Raw genomic sequence first — 15,033 nt, 5'->3', positions numbered from 1 at the left:
GGTCGCCGCCGCGACACCGGAGCCGACGGGAGGAGACCTCGTGGCCCAGGTGCTCGTCATCGGAGACGACCTCACCGGCAGCAATGCCACCGGTGCGCGCTATGCGCGACTGGGTCTGCGGGCCGTCACCGTCGGCGCGCTCGCCCAAGTCGAGCGCTATGCACACCGGGTGGACGTCCTCGTCGTCAACACCGCCTCCCGGCACTGGCCCCCCGCCCGCGCCTACGCGGCCGTGCGGACCGCGGTCGAGACGGCGGGCCGGGCACCCCTGACCGTCAAGCGCGTCGACACCACCCTGCGCGGCAACCCCGGCAGCGAACTCGACGCGGTGCTGGACGTCCTCGCCGCCCACGAGCCGTCGGCCCGGGTCCGGACGCTGGCCGTCCCCGCCTTCCCCGACGCCGGACGGACCACGGTGGGCGGCCTCCATCTCGTCGACGGCGTACCGCTGACCCGCACGGCCGTGGCCCGCGACCCGTTCGACCCCGTGCGGCACTCCCGGGTCGCGGCCGTGCTGGGCGCACAGAGCGGGCGCACCATGGGCGAGGTGGCGCTGGACGTCGTGGAGCGCGGCCCGGAGGCGGTGGCCGCGGCGCTGCGGGAGAGCCCGGCCGAGGTCGTGGTCTGCGACGCCACCGAGAACGCCCATCTGCGGACGGTCGCGGTGGCCGCCGCCCGGCTCGCCGCCGAGGACCACATCCGCTGGGTCGCGCTGGACTCGGGACCGTTCGGCGCCGCGCTCGCCACCGAACTCGGCCTGCGGCCCGAAGCCGGCGCACCCGCCCGCCTCCTCGCGGTCGTCGGCAGCGTCACGGACCGCACCCGCACCCAGCTCGCCCGCACCGAAACCGCGCTCGGCGCCCGCTGGACCACACTCGACCCCGCTGCCCCGGACCCCGACCGGACGCTGGCGGCGCTGCGCGCGGCAGCGGGGGAGGGCGCCACGCTGCTCGGCGTCCGGCTCGCCCCCGGACCGCCGGCCGCGCCCACCGGATCCGCCGCGGTGCTCGATCCCGGCACCGCCGGGCGCCTGCTGCGGGCTCTCGCCGAGGTCGCCCGCCGTGCGGTCACCGAACTGCGCCCCGGCGGCCTGTACGCCTCGGGCGGCGATGTCGCCGCGGCCGTCACCGCGGAGCTGGGCGCCGACGGCTTCGCCATCGAGACCGAGGTGCTGCCGCTGGCCATCGCCGGACAACTGGTGGGCGGCCCCCACGACGGGCTGCGCTTCGCCACGAAGGGCGGCCTGATCGGCGGCCCCGACGCCGCCTGCCACTGTCTGGAACATCTGCGCGCGGCCTGCGGCCGGCACACCCCCGGCCCCACCGTCGGCGCGAGATGACCACCCCACCGCACACCCCAGCCCCTCATCCGCGCACCGCACCCCGAAAGGCAGCTTGATGACGCACCCTCAGCAGACGGGCCCGGACGGGACGGCCGCCACCCGGCCGGCCTCCGACGGCCCGTCCGGCCCGTTGCCGCTTCTCGCCGTCACCCTCGGCGACCCCGCCGGGATCGGTCCCGAGATCACCGCCCGTACCCTCGCCGACCCGGCCGCCACCGCGCTGGGCCGCGGACTCGCGGTCGGCGATGCCGCCGTACTGCGCCGTGCGGTGGCCGTCTGCGGGCTGGACGTCGAGGTCCGTGCGGTCGCCGCGCCCGCCGAGGCGCGGTTCGAGCCCGGCACCATCGAGGTGCTCGACCTCGGTATCGCCCCCGGTGATCTCCCCTGGGGCACCGTCGACGCGGTGGCCGGCCGTTCCGCCGTGGCCGCGATCGAGGTCGCCACCCGCGCCGCACTGTCCGGCGAGGTCGACGCCCTCGTCACCTCACCGATCAACAAGGAGGCCATCTGGGCGGCCGGTTCGCCGCACCTCGGCCACACCGAGATGCTCGGTGAGCTCACCGGCGCGGCCCACTTCGACACCATGTTCGTGGTCCGCGGCCTCAAGATCTTCTTCACCACCCGGCATCTCGCCCTGCGCGCGGCGCTCGACCGGATCACCGAGGAGCGGGTCGCGGCGAGCATCCGGCACGCGGCCACCGCACTGCGCGTCTTCGGCCATGACACCCCCCGGCTCGCGGTCGCCGCGATCAACCCGCACGGCGGCGAGGGCGGCCACTTCGGCGACGAGGAGATCACCGTGCTGCGCCCGGCGGTGGAGAAGGCGGCCGCCGAGGGGCTCGGCGTGGTGGGGCCGGTCCCCGCCGACTCGGTCTTCCACCAGGGCCTCGAAGGCCGCTTCGACGGTGTGCTGTCCCACTTCCACGACCAGGGCCACATCCCCGCCAAGACAGTCGACTTCGACGGCACCGTGTCCGTCACGGTGGGCCTGCCGATCCTGCGCACCTCCGTCGACCACGGCACCGCCTTCGACATCGCAGGCAGTGGCCGTGCCTCGCACGGCACGATGGCCGCGGCCTTCCGCGCCGCCGCCGACTTCAGCCGCTTCACCGACCGGATCCGCGCCGCGTACGGAACGGCAGCGACCCGGTGACGGCCGACCGCCCCGACGCGATCCCGCAGCCCGCCGCGCCCGCGGTGCCCGCCAAGCGCTGGGCGTATGTCATCCCGGTCGCCGCGATCATGTACATGCTGGCGTATCTCGACCGGAACAACGTCTCCGTCATCCTCCCCTACATGCACGGCGATCTGGAGCTGTCCAACGCCGACAAGGGGCTGGTCGGCGGCGTCTTCTTCGTCGGCTACGTCTTCCTGCAGATCCCGGCCGCGCTCCTCGCCCAGCGCTGGAGCGCCCGTAAAACGGTCCTGCTGCTCATGGTGGCGTGGGGGCTGGCCGCGTCGCTGTCCGGTCTCGTGCAGACCAAGTCCCAGTTCTACGCGGCCCGCTTCGTGTTGGGCTTCTTCGAGGGCGGCGTCTGGCCCGCCGTCCTCATCCTGCTCGCCTCGTGGTTCCCGCTGCGGGAGCGGGCCCGCGCCAACGCCCTGTGGATGGCCTGTCTGCCGCTCTCCTCGGTCCTCATGGCACCGCTGTCGGGCTGGATGCTCGACCATGCCGGCTGGCGCTGGGTGCTGGTACTCCAGGGCGTTCCGCCCCTGGTGTGGGCGGTGGTCTGGTGGTTCACGGTCGCCGACCGGCCGGCGCAGGCCCGGTGGATCTCGCGCCAGGAGGCCGACCACGTGGAGCGCTCGCTCGCCGCCGACGAGGCCGCCAAACCGCCGGCCGGCAACGGCTCGTATCTCGACGCGGTCCGGCAGCGGCCGGTGCTCGTCCTCATCGGCGTCTACTTCTTCTGGATCACCGGCTTCTACGGCTTCAACCTGTGGCTGCCCGCCGTCATCAAGGAGCTGACGCACGACGGCTCGTCCACCGAGGTAGGGCTGCTCACCGCGATCCCGTTCACGGTCGCCCTGGCGGTGATGATCGCCAACGCCGCCTGGTCCGACCGCACCGGCAGACGGCGCCGGGCGGTGGCCGTCCCGCTCGTCGTGGGCATCGTCGCCCTGTTGCTGGGTCAGGTCGTGGACGGCGCTCTGCCCCGGATGCTGCTGCTGTGTGTGACCGCGGCCGCGGTCTATGCGCCGTACGGACCGTTCTGGGCGATCCCCGGGCAGCTGCTGCGCATCGAGGTGGTGGCCGTCGCGATGGGCCTGATCAACGCCCTGGGAAACCTCGGCGGCTTCGCGGGCCCCTATCTGGTCGGCTGGCTGACCGACGCCACCGGATCCAGCGTGACCGGCTTCGCGGTGCTGTCCGGCTTCCTCGCCGTGGCCGTGGCGCTGGTGACGCTGGGCCTGCGCCCGGGAAGCCCCGGTGCGCCGCGCGAGGGCACGGACCCCGGGGAGTCTGAGCCGATCAGGCGACTGACGGAAGAAGTCTGAGCCGATTCGGCGACTGACGGAACATCAATTCGGGGCGAGCGGACCGCTGTAATCGGACGCTCGCCCCGGAGTGGTGTCGCAGGCAGTGCTGTGACGTCAATGAGCCACCGGCCAAAGGGAGTTGGGTGATCGGCCTGCCGGAACGGAATCGGCCGGCGGACGCCGCGTCCGGGGGAGTCGCGAACGTAACGGAAGACACCGGTTACTCCGACTCGCGCAATTCGGGTTGTGTCATGTTTTAGGAGGTTCTGCGAAGGTGATCCCTGAAAAGGTCGATATACCCCTTTGATCCTCCAGAGGAGCAGACATGCGCATCCGCGCCGCGATCGCCGCCAGCGCCCTGGCCACCACCATCGTCATGGGTGGTGCGAGCGCCGCCCTGGCCTGCAACAAGGGCCACCACCACTTCAACCACCACCGGGGCCACGGCCACCACGCAGCCTGCTGGCTCTCGGCGGGCGTTCTGGAGCGCGTCGGCCCCGTCTTCAGCGAAGGCTGCGAGCGGAGCGGCTGGGGCTGGGACGGCGGCCGGAGGTAATCAAAGCTGACAGCCGGCGCCGGCCGACACGACCACGATCGTGTCGGCCGGCGCCGACGTGTGTCCGCGGCCGCGCGCCGTCCGGCAACGTGTCCTTCCCCGCGGCCGACGGAGCGGCCGCGGCCGCCCCGGACGCTCAGCTGTTGAGGAACGCCAGCAGATCGGCGTGCAAGTCGTCCTTGTACGAGCCGACCGCGAACAGCCCGTGCGGCGCCCCCGGGTAGATCTTCAGCGTGGCGTCCTTCACCAGCTTCGCCGACTTCTGGGCGGAGGCCATGAACGGCACGATCTGGTCGTCATCGCCGTGAATGATCAGGGTGGGGACGTCGAACCGCTTGAGGTCCTCGGTGAAGTCGGTCTCCGAGAACTCCTTGACGCAGTCGTACGCCCCCTTCACCCCCACCTGCATGCTCCAGAGCCAGAACGCCTCGCGCACCCCCGGCGAGACGGCCGAACCGTGCCGGTTGGCGCCGTAGAAGGTCTCGCTGAGGTCCTTGTAGAACTGCGACCGGTCGCCGGCCACACCGGCGCGGATCCCGTCGAAGACCGCGCGCGACAGCCCCTCCGGGTTGGCTTCCGTCTTGAGCATCAGCGGCGGTACGGCACTGAGCAGGACCACCTTGGCGACCCGGCCGGTGCCGTGACGGCCGATGTAGCGTGCCACCTCACCGCCGCCGGTGGAGTGCCCGACCAGCACCGCCTCCCGGAGGTCCAGCGCGTCCATCAGCTGCGCCAGGTCGTCCGCGTAGGTGTCCATGTCGTTGCCCTGCCACGGCTGGCCGGAGCGGCCGTGCCCACGGCGGTCGTGGGCGATCGCACGGAACCCGTGGGTGGCGACCAGGTGCAGCTGGTCGTCCCAGGCGTCGGCGTTGAGCGGCCATCCGTGGCTGAACACGACGGGGCGGCCCGTCCCCCAGTCCTTGTAGAAGATCTCCGTGCCGTCGGTGGTGGTGAGGGTCGCCATGCTGTGGTCGGTCCTTTCCTGCCGTTCACCGGTGTGCGCGACATGGGCCGCGGGGCCGGAAGGGGGTGCGGGCGGGGCGGTCAGCAGCGGTCCGTCGGCGGCGCGGAGTCCCGGCGCCGCCGTGCGCTCGCGATGAGCTCCGCGCCCGCGAGCACGGCAAGACCGGCCATCGTGCCCAGGCCCATGAAGACCAGCGGCTTGGTGGCCGCCGTTTCCGCAAGGGCAGGTCTCGCGGCGGCCGAACCGGTGAACACCCGGGCGGCGACGGGCCGTTGACCGGCGGCCGGTACGCGTACCGGGGTCCGGGGGGCGACGGCGGCGGCCTGCCCGGCGGCGCACCACAGTGCGAGGAGGGCCACGGCGAGGGCAAACCCGTGCCGGAACCGGCTCAGGGCGCCAGGGGCGGAAGCTGTGGCCATGCGCATCTCACTTCTCCGTCTCCGTCTGGAGGCTGCTGGATCGAGGACTGCCGGATCCCAGGGTTTCCGGCCTCCGCCGGAAGGGCGTGCCCACAGGGGCAGGCGGGTGAAGGCGGCACGCCATACGGGTGGCGGCCGGCCGTGCGAGGTGTCCGGCGGCGGGGTGGCCCGGGCCGCCTGATGGCCCCCGCGGGCGGGCTGGTCGGCCGGCGGGGCGGGCCTCAGTCGTCGCCCACCGGCGGCCGCCGCAGGACGTAGAGCCCGACGGCCACCGTGACCACGATGACGCAGGCGGAGAAGGTCAGGCCGGCGCCGCGCAGACCGAGGGTGAGGGTGAGCGCGCCGACGCCGACGACCGGCAGCGAGATGCCGAGATAGGCGATGAGGAAGAAGGCCGAGATGGTGCCGCCGCGGCGCTCGGCCGGTGCGGCCCGGCCCACCGCGGTCAGACCGGCGCGGAACGCCAGGCCCTGGCCGATGCCGCCGCACACCGCGCCGACAACCAGTACCGGCAGGGACGTCACGGCCAGCGAGGTGGCCACCAGCAAGAGGCCCACCACCAGTACCAGGCAGCCGAGGGGAAGGGCCCGGCGGCTACCGATCCGTTCCGTCAGGGACTGTCCGGCGGTGGAGCCCAGGAAGACCGTGAAGACGATCAACCCGGTGACGGCCAGGTTGTGCACGCCCAGGGTCTGGCCGACGAAGCTCGGCGCGACCGCGGTGAACAGCCCCAGCAGGGAAAACCCGGCGAACGCGGCAACGGCCGAGGGGGCGAAGACGCCCCGGACTTCGGGCGGTAGCTCCAGGCCCTGGGGTCGCGGTGTCCGGAGGCGGTGCGGATGCGCGACGGTCTCCGGCAGCAGCCAGGTCGCCACGGCCGCGACGGCCACCAGGGCGAGATGTACCAGGAACGGCAGCAGCAGCGGCCAGGGTGCGTACTGGGCCAGCAGGCCGGACAGCAACGGGCCGCAGCCGAGGCCGCCCATGTTCGCCGCGGTCGCGGCGAACCCCGCCTGCGCTTCCTGGCCGGGCCCCGCGAGCTCCAGCACCGCCGCCGTGGCGGCACCGCTGAACAACCCGGCGGCGAAGCCGGACAGCACCCGCCCGAGCAGCAGCATCGGCAGCCCGCCCTCGAAGACGAAGCACAGCGCGCTCGCCGCCGAAAACCCCAGCGCGACCAGCAACACCGGGCGCCGGCCCACCTCGTCGGAGACATTGCCCGCGAGCAGCAGCACGGTGATCACACCGAGGGCGTACACCGCGAAGACCACGGTCACCATCAGCTCGGAGAACCCGAGCTGTGCGCGGTAGAGCCCGTACAGCGGGGTGGGCAGCGTCGTGCCGGCCATGCCGACGGCGAACACGCCCGCCGCCACCGGGTAGCCGAGCCGCCGTGTCCCGCCCGCGCGATCAGGGATCATGGGCTCAAACGTAGACTTCGGCCGGCCGTGCCGCGAGGCCCACTGGAGGGACCGGAGCCCGACGCCGAGGTGCCCCCGCGGAGGGCGGGGGCACCACGCCGTGACCGGTCCGGAAGGATCAGTGCGTGCCGGAGGGCGAGTTGGCCGCCGTCACGTTCACGGCGGCCCAGGCCTTGTTCACCGTCTTGTACTCGGTGCTGGTGGCGCCGTACAGGTCCTTGGCCGCGTGCAGGGTCGCGGTCCGGGCGTCATGGAAGTCGGTCGTGGAGACCATGTACCGGGTGAGCGCCCGGTAGAAGATCGCCGTCGCCTTCGTCCGCCCGATGCCGGTCACCTTGGAGCCGTCGAAGGTGGGGGAGTCGTAGGCGACACCGCCGAGGGTCTTCTTCCCGCTGCCCTCGGCCAGCAGGTAGAAGGCGTGCGAGGAGATACCGGAACCGGCGTGCACCTCGGTGTCGTAGGCGGCCTTCGACCAGTAGTCGACGGTGCCCTCCAGCTTGTCCAGGGAGGGCTTGTCCAGGCGGCGCAGGAACTTCTGCTGGAGGCCGAGCTTCTCGCCCATCAGGTAGTTCGGCGGGTTCTTCGGGTTGTTGGTCGCGAACTCGACCGCGCTGCCGAAGATGTCCGCCATCGACTCGTTGAGCGCGCCGGGCTCGCCGTACTGGTTCCCCTCCTCGTCGACGCGGGTGGGCCGGAACTTGGCGGTCGCGTCGACCACGCCGTGTGTGAGCTCATGGCCCGTGACGTCCAGGACGACCAGGGGCTTGGCGAACGTCCTGCCGTCACCGTCGCCGTAGAGCATGCAGCCGCACTTGGAGGACCAGTACGCATTGCCGACCTTGTTGCCGAAGTGCACCAGGGCGTGCGCTCCGCGGCCGTCGTTCTTGATGCCCTTGCGGCCGAACGTCTTCTTGTAGAAGTCGAGGGTGCTGGTGATGCCGTACTGGGCGTCCACGGCGGCGGTGGCCCGGCTGCTCGTGGTGCCGTTGCCCCAGCGGTTGGTGGTGCTGGTGAACGCCTTGCCGCCGGAGAACTTCTCCAGCTCCTTGTTGCCGGCGTCCCGGGTCTCGGTGTTGCCGCGGGTGGAGTCCTTGAGCGTGAAGGACTTCTTCGCGGTCCGGGTGGTGGACAGCGGCACCTTGCCGACGAAGAGCGACGAACCGGTGCCCTTGGCCGCGGCCGGGTAGCCGGCGGTCGCCGCCGCCTCGCCGGTGACGGGCGCCTCGGGGGCGGCCAGTCCGGTCTCGGGGTTGAGCCGCTCGCCCCGTGCGCGCAGCTTCTTCTGCAGGGCGGGCGACAGGAAGGAGTCATTGGCCTGGACGTTGCTGAGCACCGCCCCGGTGGCCGCGTCGAGGATGACGGTACGGGCACCGTCGGCCTCGGCGGTACGGCTCTCGTCGACCTGCACCTGGTAGGCGAGCGTGGTCCGGTCGTCCCGGGCGTCCACGACCAGTTGGGCTTCACCGGCCCGGCCCTTGGCCACGGCGGCGGCCTTCGTCTGCGCCTCGCCGGCCGACAGCTTCGGGTCCGTGTCGGGCACGTCGACCTGGTGACGGTAGGCCCGAGTCACGCCCTCGTACGCCGACTTGGCCGTCAGGTGGATGACGAGGTCGCCGCCGAGCACCGGAAGCCCGCGATGGGTCCGGACGAAGCGGACGTGCTGCCTGCCGTCCGGGTCGACGAGGGTGTCCGTGGCTTCGAGGGCGTCCTTCTTGCCGACGCCGGTGGCCGCGGCATGCGCGAAGGCGGCGGTGCGGGCGGCATCGACGGCCTTCTGGAGGGAGGGAGTTGAGGAAGAGGCAGCGGCCGGTGCGGCATCGGTGGTCGCGGCGGCGGTGCCCGCCACTCCCGCGGTGAGCGTCGCGGCCGTCGTCACGGCGAGGGCGATCGCCAGACGGTTTCTGCGTATGTGGGGTCTACGCACAGCTATGGGTCCTTAGCGCTGTGGGGGCGGCCGACCGTGCCAACCGCCCGTACTCGCGGTGCTGTTGTGCACCACGGGGGCCGAGAGGCCCCGCGCAAACCCTGGTATGTCTGGCATGGGCATGTAAAGAGAAAAGATCAGATTGCGAGATTCGTTGGGGAAATTTGACAATTGATCAGCTTTAAGTAGCTGCAAGGTGACCAACTGTGCTCCCTTGAGGGAGACATCAGAAGGCGGGAAATGGTTGCTCCGCAGCCGGAGAGATCTGTGGGCCGCTATGCGGCGACTGCCGGTTGCCTGTCATTCATGGATGGATGGCGAGACGGTAACTTCGGTACAGGGAAAGGGAGTTACCTCGATCGAGAAGAGTGAGGGTTTCCTGGGTCCGAGGGCTGCCGCATCCTCGCGCGGACCGCACGGGAATCCCGTGCGGACGGCGCGGCACGGTACCGCGCGGCGCGGCATGGCACGGCGCGGAAGGGGGTGATCCGAGTACTGGGCCGCCGAACTCGATGCCCACCGTGGGTGGCCGTTCTGCGGTGCGTGGCGGTCACGAAGCCGGGGCGATGACATCCGGACGTGCTGCTCGCGTACATGCTGCCGGGGCTCGTCGGGGCTCGCTGGGCTTCGTCAGGGCGTGGCGCGACCGGGGTGCGAGAACCGGCGCGGGGAGGCCGGTGGACCCGTCACGGGCATCCCGGTCACTGCTGGAAAAGTTCCTCCAGCGAAGCCTCGGCCCGCTCGCCGCCGCGGGCGGCTTCGACGACGGCCTGGTGGAAGGAGCGGCTGGCTTCCTCGGAATCGCACGGGACGGGACTGCCCTCCATGGTGTACCAGTCCGTGGCCCCGGTGTACTGCACGGCTACGTGGGCCAGGTTGTCCGACCAGGTCGTATGGATGGTCAGGTCGCCGTTGATCACGCCGATCTCCGCGGTGCGAACCGCGCCGGGTAGGGCGTGTATCCCGACAGTGGTCCAAGATGCCCAGGTCATGGTGGTCCCCTCGGCGACAAGGGCCCCGGCTGGCGGCCGGGCGCGGTGACTTAAGTTTGGCACTTGAGGTCCGGCGGCGCACCGCATGCGGCAGCACGGATTCCGCTTGGCGCACCGGAGCCGGGCGGAACCCCGGCGGCCGACCGGAATCCAGCGCACCGGCGCCCTGCCGCCGCGGCGGCCCGGGACCGCTCCGGCCCCTGGCGGCCCGCTCAGCCGTCACCTGCCTCCGGTTGCTGTGCGCGCGCATCGGTCACCGTCCGTGCCCGGCGTGCGGGCAGCTCCGGCGACCGTGGAAGGGCCTCGGCTCCGGACCGCCCGCGCGGAGACCGGGCGGGCCGGAGTCGTACCGGGAGTCCGGGTTCGGAGCCGTACCGGGAGTCCGGGCGGCGGCGCGCCGCCCCCGGACCGGCGGCCGGGAATGCGCCCCGGTGGAATGTCGGTCGAGGACCGTCTGGACGTCAGTCGATGACCGTATGGAAGAAGGTGACGGCGGCGCCGAAGGCCGCGCCGCCGACGAGTGTCGCGGAAGCCGGGGTGCCGCCATTGCAAAAGGTGAGCACACCGGCGCCGACAGCGGTGAGGGCGCCAAGGAGGAAAATGACAGCGGCGCGCTGACTCAGCAGGGTTGATCTGTTGTTGGACACATCAACTCCGATCTGCGCGGGAGCGAGGAATCGCTCGGTGCGGATGCTGATGCTCCTACTGATCATCTCATCCCGCATCGAGGATTTCCGGTAGCACACGAGGGAATTCCGAAAAGCCCACGGAAAGCACTAACGCCCCGTCAGGGGTGTGGCGTGGCCCAGCGATTCGGCAGCCGTGAGCCCCTCGTCCCGCTTCCCGTCAGCGATCGGTGCCGTTCCCACCGGACCGGAGCGTCCGGCGGCCCTCTGCCTGCCGGCCGACCGCCAGGACCGCCATGTCGTCGTCGCGCGGCCCGCCGGTCCACCGCTCGACATCCCGCACCAGCACGTCGATCAGTTCCTCGGGGCCGCGGAACGGGCCGCGGCCGGCCAGCTGGACCGCCGGGTCATAGAACGTGCCGGCATCGTTGCGAGCCTCGGTCACCCCGTCGGTGATCAGCAGCAGCGTGCTGCCCGCCGGGAACGGCCAGTCGTCCGGTGCGGTCCGCGCCGCGCCCAGCATCCCGATGCCCAGGGGGAGACCCGGATCGCGGGACTCCAGGGCGCGTACCGCACCGCCATGGCAGAGGTAGGGCGCCGGATGGCCGCAGTCCAGCAGCCGCAGCCCGCTGCCGCCCGGGAGAACTTCGCAGATCAGGGCCGTGATGAAGCCCTCCAGACGGTCCTCCTCGGAGGTCTGCTCGCTCTCCCGCAGCAGGGCACGCTCCATCCGGTCGGCCACCGTCGTCAGGTCCGGTTCCTGCTCGGCCGCCTCGCGGAACGCACCCAGCAGCACGGACACCGCGCTCACCGCCCCCAGTCCCTTGCCACGTACGTCGGCGATCAGCAGCCGGACGCCGAACGGGGTCCGCTGGACGGCGTAGGCGTCCCCGCCGATCCGGGCCTCGCTCTGCGCGGCCTGGTACCGGGCGGCGATGGTCAGCGGGCCGATGCGTTGCGGGGGCGCGGGCAGCACGGCGCGCTGGGCGGCCTCCGCCACCGTGCGGACCACGTCCAGATGACGTCCGTGACGGGCGATCACCCGGTTGACGCCGACGCCCATGAGCGCGGCGAAGAAGGTGTTGAAGAGCTCCAGATGGCCCACCGCGTTGTCGGCGGTGCCGTCCTTCACCGTCAGCGCGAAGACGCCGACGATGATGGTGGCACCGATCGCCAGGGTGTGCCGCAGTGAGAGCAGGGCACCGGCCGTCACGCTCGCCGCGATGAGCATCGGGTCACCCCAGTAGTCCGCGGGCGAGAACACGTCCCAGGTGAGTCCGGCGGCGACCAGGACGGTCGGCGCGAACTCGACGTAGCGGGGCCACTGCGGCGAGGGAGGGGGCATGGGGTGTCCTGATCAGCCCTTCCTGGCACGTGGGCGCCCGCCGCACCGGCCCACCCCGGGCGCGGCGGTGCTCGGGGCCGGCGGTGTCCGGCCGGCGGCCGTATCCCGTTCGGTGCGCTGATGGCCCTCAGCCTTCGTCCCCCGGCCCCGCCCGGCCACCCGGACGGCCCGAACGTGTGTCACCCCGTTGCTGCCGGGCGGGCGTATGCCCGGACATCGGCGTCCGGGTCGTCGGCGACCGAGGCCAGGGCCCGGCGGGCGTCCGCGCGGCCGGCGTGGGCGCGCAGCGCGAGCACCGCGGCCTTGCGCACATCCGCGTGCGGGTCGCCCAGCGCGGTGGAGAGGGCGGCCACGGCGGTTGCGGAGCCGGCGGCCGCCAGGGCCGTGGCGGCACCGGCCCGGACCTGCCAGGCCGGGTCGCCGAGCGCCGCGACGGCCGCCGCGTCGTAGGGCGGCGGGCAGCCGGCCGTGGCCAGCGCCGCGAGCGCCGCGGCACGGACGAGGGGATCGTCGTCGGGCAGGAACGCCGCCAGCTCCTCGGGGCGGCCGACCGTACCGAGGCTCTGTGCGGCGGCCACCCGCACCTCACGGGAGTCGTCCTCGGCGGCCCGCCGCAGGTCGCGCGCGGCGTCGACGGAGACCAGGGCACGGACGGCCTGGAGGCGTACCTCCACGGCCGGGTCGGTCAGCGCGGTGGCGAACAGGTCCCGGTCGCCGAGGCCGAGCGCGCGCAGCACGTCCACGGCAGCCGAGCGGACGACGGCGTCGGGCCCGTGTGCGGCGGAGGCCAGCGGCGCGCGCAAGGCGGCCTCCGGGGGGAGGACTTCGACCAGTTCGCGCAGGGAGGCGCCGGCCGCGGCCCGTACGGCCGGGGCGGGATCGGTCAGGGCGGCGGCGAGGGCTTGGCCGGTGCCGGGCGGAACGCTCTCGGTGAGCGCGTCGACCGTGGCCCGGCGGACGGCCGGGTCGGGGTCGGCCAGGTAGGGGCGCAGCGCCGGGAGGTCCGGCTGCTCCCCCTCGGTGAGAGCGAGGAGTTCGAGGATGCGGGGGGACGGGGGAGTCACGGTGCCGTCCCCGGCGTCGGCGCCAGGCGTCCCGGGCGCCCCGGACGGGCCGCCGTCCGTCGCCGCGACAGCACCCGCCCCGGGGGACCCCACCGGTGGAGTGTCCCGCCGCCCCGCCGTCGCGACCTGCTCCGGACGGACCTCGCCGAGGAAGCGGGAGGCGCCGCCCACGGGGGCGTACCCGTCGACCGGGACGAGGTACGGGGCGACCGGGCGGGCGGTGAACTCCATGGCTCCCGTGGTCGATTTGCGCAGGTCGAGGTGGTGCAGCCAGTCGCGGTCGTTGCTCTTCGGGTGGTCGGTGCGCGCGTGGTAGAGGCCCCAGCGGGACTCGGTACGGGCCAGCGACGACCGGGCGGCCATCTCGGCGCAGTCGCGGATGAAGGTGACCTCGGCGCAGCGCATCAGCTCGTGCGGGGTGCGGGCACCCATGGCGGCGATGTCGGCGTGCATCCGGGTGAAGTGCTCCACGGCCAGCGACAGCCGGGCACCGCTCTTGGGCGGGGCGACATAGTCGTTGACGAAGCGGCGGAGCTTGTATTCGACCTGCGGCTGCGGCGGGCCGTCGGGAGAGCGCAGCGGCCGGTAGATCAGCTCATGGGCGGCGCGCACCTGGTCGTCGGGCAACTCGCCCTCGTACGCGCGGAATTGCGCGGCGTCCTCGCCCGCCAGGTCACCGAAGACGAACGCCCCGATCATGTAGTTGTGCGGGACACAGGCCAGGTCACCGGCCGCATACAGCCCCGGCACGGTCGTGCGGGCCCGGTCGTCGACGCGCACACCGGACGCCGAATGCCCGCCGCACAGGCCGATCTCGGAGATGTGCATCTCCACGTCGTGGGTGCGGTAGTCGTGGCCGCGCCCGGCGTGGAAGGTACCCCGGGTGGGGCGCTCGGTGGTGTGCAGGATCGTCTCCAGGGCGGCGACGGACTCCTCCGGGAGGTGACTGAGTTTCAGGTAGACCGGCCCGCGCGCGGAGGCGACCTCGGCCGCGAACTCCGCCATCATCTGCCCCGACCAGTAGTCGGATTCCACGAACCGCGCACCGTGCCGGTTGACCTGGTAGCCGCCGAACGGATTGGCGACATAGGCGCAGGCCGGGCCGTTGTAGTCCTTGATCAGCGGGTTGATCTGGAAGCATTCGATGCCGGTGAGTTCGGCGCCCGCGTGGTAGGCCATCGCATAGCCGTCGCCGGCGTTGGTGGGGTTCTCGTAGGTGCCGTAGAGATAGCCGGAGGCGGGCAGGCCGAGGCGGCCGCAGGCGCCGGTGGCGAGGATCACCGCCCCGGCGCGGACCGTGACGAACCGTCCCGTACGGGTGTGGAAGCCGGCCGCGCCGACCGCCCGGCCGCCGGACGTGAGTACCCGCACCGGCATGATGCGGTTCTCGATGCGGATCCGCTCGCGCATCTCGCGCCGCCGCAACTGCCGGTAGAGGACCTTCTTGACGTCCTTGCCCTCCGGCATCGGCAGCACGTACGAGCCGGAGCGGTGCACCCGCCGGACCGCGTACGCGCCGTGTTCGTCCTTCTCGAACTTCACGCCGTACGACTCCAGCCGCCGTACCATCGCGAAGCCGCGGGTCGCGGTCCGGCGGACGGTGGACTGGTCGACGATGCCGTCGTTGGCGCGGGTGATCTCGGCGACGTAGTCATCGGGTTCCGCGCGGCCCGGGATGACGGCGTTGTTGACCCCGTCCATGCCCATGGCGAGCGCACCGGAGTGCCGGACGTGCGCCTTCTCCAGCAGCAGGACGGACGCGCCGTGCTCGGCGGCGGTGAGCGCGGCCATGGTCCCGGCGGTCCCGCCGCCGATGACGAGGACGTCGCAGGACAGTTCCTCGGCGGTGTCGGGGGAGGGGATCTCCATGGCTTCCGTGGTCTCCATGGCGGTGCCTTT

The 15,033-nt window shown here is 72.5% G+C and carries 12 protein-coding genes; 4 read left to right on the top strand and 8 right to left on the bottom strand.

All coding sequences use genetic code 11. The features are described from left to right. Window positions 1-40 precede the first annotated feature (40 nt). The 4 genes from EST54_RS00165 to EST54_RS00150 all read left to right on the top strand — a co-directional run bounded on the left by EST54_RS00165 (window position 41) and on the right by EST54_RS00150 (window position 4,379). Complete coding sequence (locus tag EST54_RS00165; protein ID WP_129243372.1) at window positions 41-1,339, top strand: four-carbon acid sugar kinase family protein; 1,299 nt, start codon at window positions 41-43, stop codon at window positions 1,337-1,339. Between the two features lie 58 nt (window positions 1,340-1,397). Then, window positions 1,398-2,495: a 4-hydroxythreonine-4-phosphate dehydrogenase PdxA gene (gene pdxA, locus EST54_RS00160; RefSeq protein WP_129243369.1), complete on the top strand. Its 1,098-nt coding sequence runs from the start codon at window positions 1,398-1,400 to the stop codon at window positions 2,493-2,495. Continuing rightward, complete coding sequence (locus EST54_RS00155) at window positions 2,492-3,841, top strand: MFS transporter (protein WP_244942407.1); 1,350 nt, start codon at window positions 2,492-2,494, stop codon at window positions 3,839-3,841. The genes pdxA and EST54_RS00155 overlap by 4 nt, the downstream gene beginning before the upstream one ends. Window positions 3,842-4,148: 307 nt before the next feature. Continuing rightward, window positions 4,149-4,379: a hypothetical protein gene (locus EST54_RS00150; protein ID WP_129243367.1), complete on the top strand. Its 231-nt coding sequence runs from the start codon at window positions 4,149-4,151 to the stop codon at window positions 4,377-4,379. 136 nt (window positions 4,380-4,515) lie between these two features. Here the strand turns inward: EST54_RS00150 and EST54_RS00145 are convergent, their stop codons facing one another. The 8 genes from EST54_RS00145 to EST54_RS00110 form a co-directional block, all read right to left on the bottom strand. After that, on the bottom strand, window positions 4,516-5,343 hold the full coding sequence (locus tag EST54_RS00145) for an alpha/beta fold hydrolase (RefSeq protein ID WP_129243364.1): 828 nt from the start codon (window positions 5,341-5,343) through the stop codon (window positions 4,516-4,518). Window positions 5,344-5,423: 80 nt separating this feature from the next. Further along, window positions 5,424-5,762: a hypothetical protein gene (locus EST54_RS00140; protein WP_129243361.1), complete on the bottom strand. Its 339-nt coding sequence runs from the start codon at window positions 5,760-5,762 to the stop codon at window positions 5,424-5,426. Between the two features lie 221 nt (window positions 5,763-5,983). Continuing rightward, window positions 5,984-7,183 carry an MFS transporter gene (locus EST54_RS00135; protein ID WP_129243358.1) on the bottom strand — a complete coding sequence of 400 codons (1,200 nt, stop codon included), beginning with the start codon at window positions 7,181-7,183 and terminating at the stop codon, window positions 5,984-5,986. 118 nt (window positions 7,184-7,301) lie between these two features. Then, window positions 7,302-9,107 (bottom strand): M4 family metallopeptidase, encoded by a 1,806-nt coding sequence (locus EST54_RS00130; RefSeq protein ID WP_129243355.1) that lies wholly within the window; start codon window positions 9,105-9,107, stop codon window positions 7,302-7,304. 701 nt (window positions 9,108-9,808) lie between these two features. Next, window positions 9,809-10,099, bottom strand: a complete 291-nt coding sequence (locus EST54_RS00125; protein WP_129243352.1) for a hypothetical protein — start codon at window positions 10,097-10,099, stop codon at window positions 9,809-9,811. A gap of 461 nt (window positions 10,100-10,560) precedes the next feature. Then, on the bottom strand, window positions 10,561-10,824 hold the full coding sequence (locus EST54_RS00120) for a hypothetical protein (RefSeq protein ID WP_239013617.1): 264 nt from the start codon (window positions 10,822-10,824) through the stop codon (window positions 10,561-10,563). Between the two features lie 121 nt (window positions 10,825-10,945). Beyond that, window positions 10,946-12,070 (bottom strand): PP2C family protein-serine/threonine phosphatase, encoded by a 1,125-nt coding sequence (locus EST54_RS00115; protein ID WP_129243349.1) that lies wholly within the window; start codon window positions 12,068-12,070, stop codon window positions 10,946-10,948. Window positions 12,071-12,249: 179 nt separating this feature from the next. Next, on the bottom strand, window positions 12,250-15,021 hold the full coding sequence (locus EST54_RS00110) for a fumarate reductase/succinate dehydrogenase flavoprotein subunit (RefSeq protein ID WP_372448263.1): 2,772 nt from the start codon (window positions 15,019-15,021) through the stop codon (window positions 12,250-12,252). Between the last annotated feature and the right edge of the window lie 12 nt (window positions 15,022-15,033).

The sequence above is a fragment of the Streptomyces sioyaensis genome (assembly GCF_004122735.1).
GTDB classification, from domain to species: domain Bacteria; phylum Actinomycetota; class Actinomycetes; order Streptomycetales; family Streptomycetaceae; genus Streptomyces; species Streptomyces sioyaensis.
This window is presented reverse-complemented; position numbering and strand designations above follow the sequence as displayed.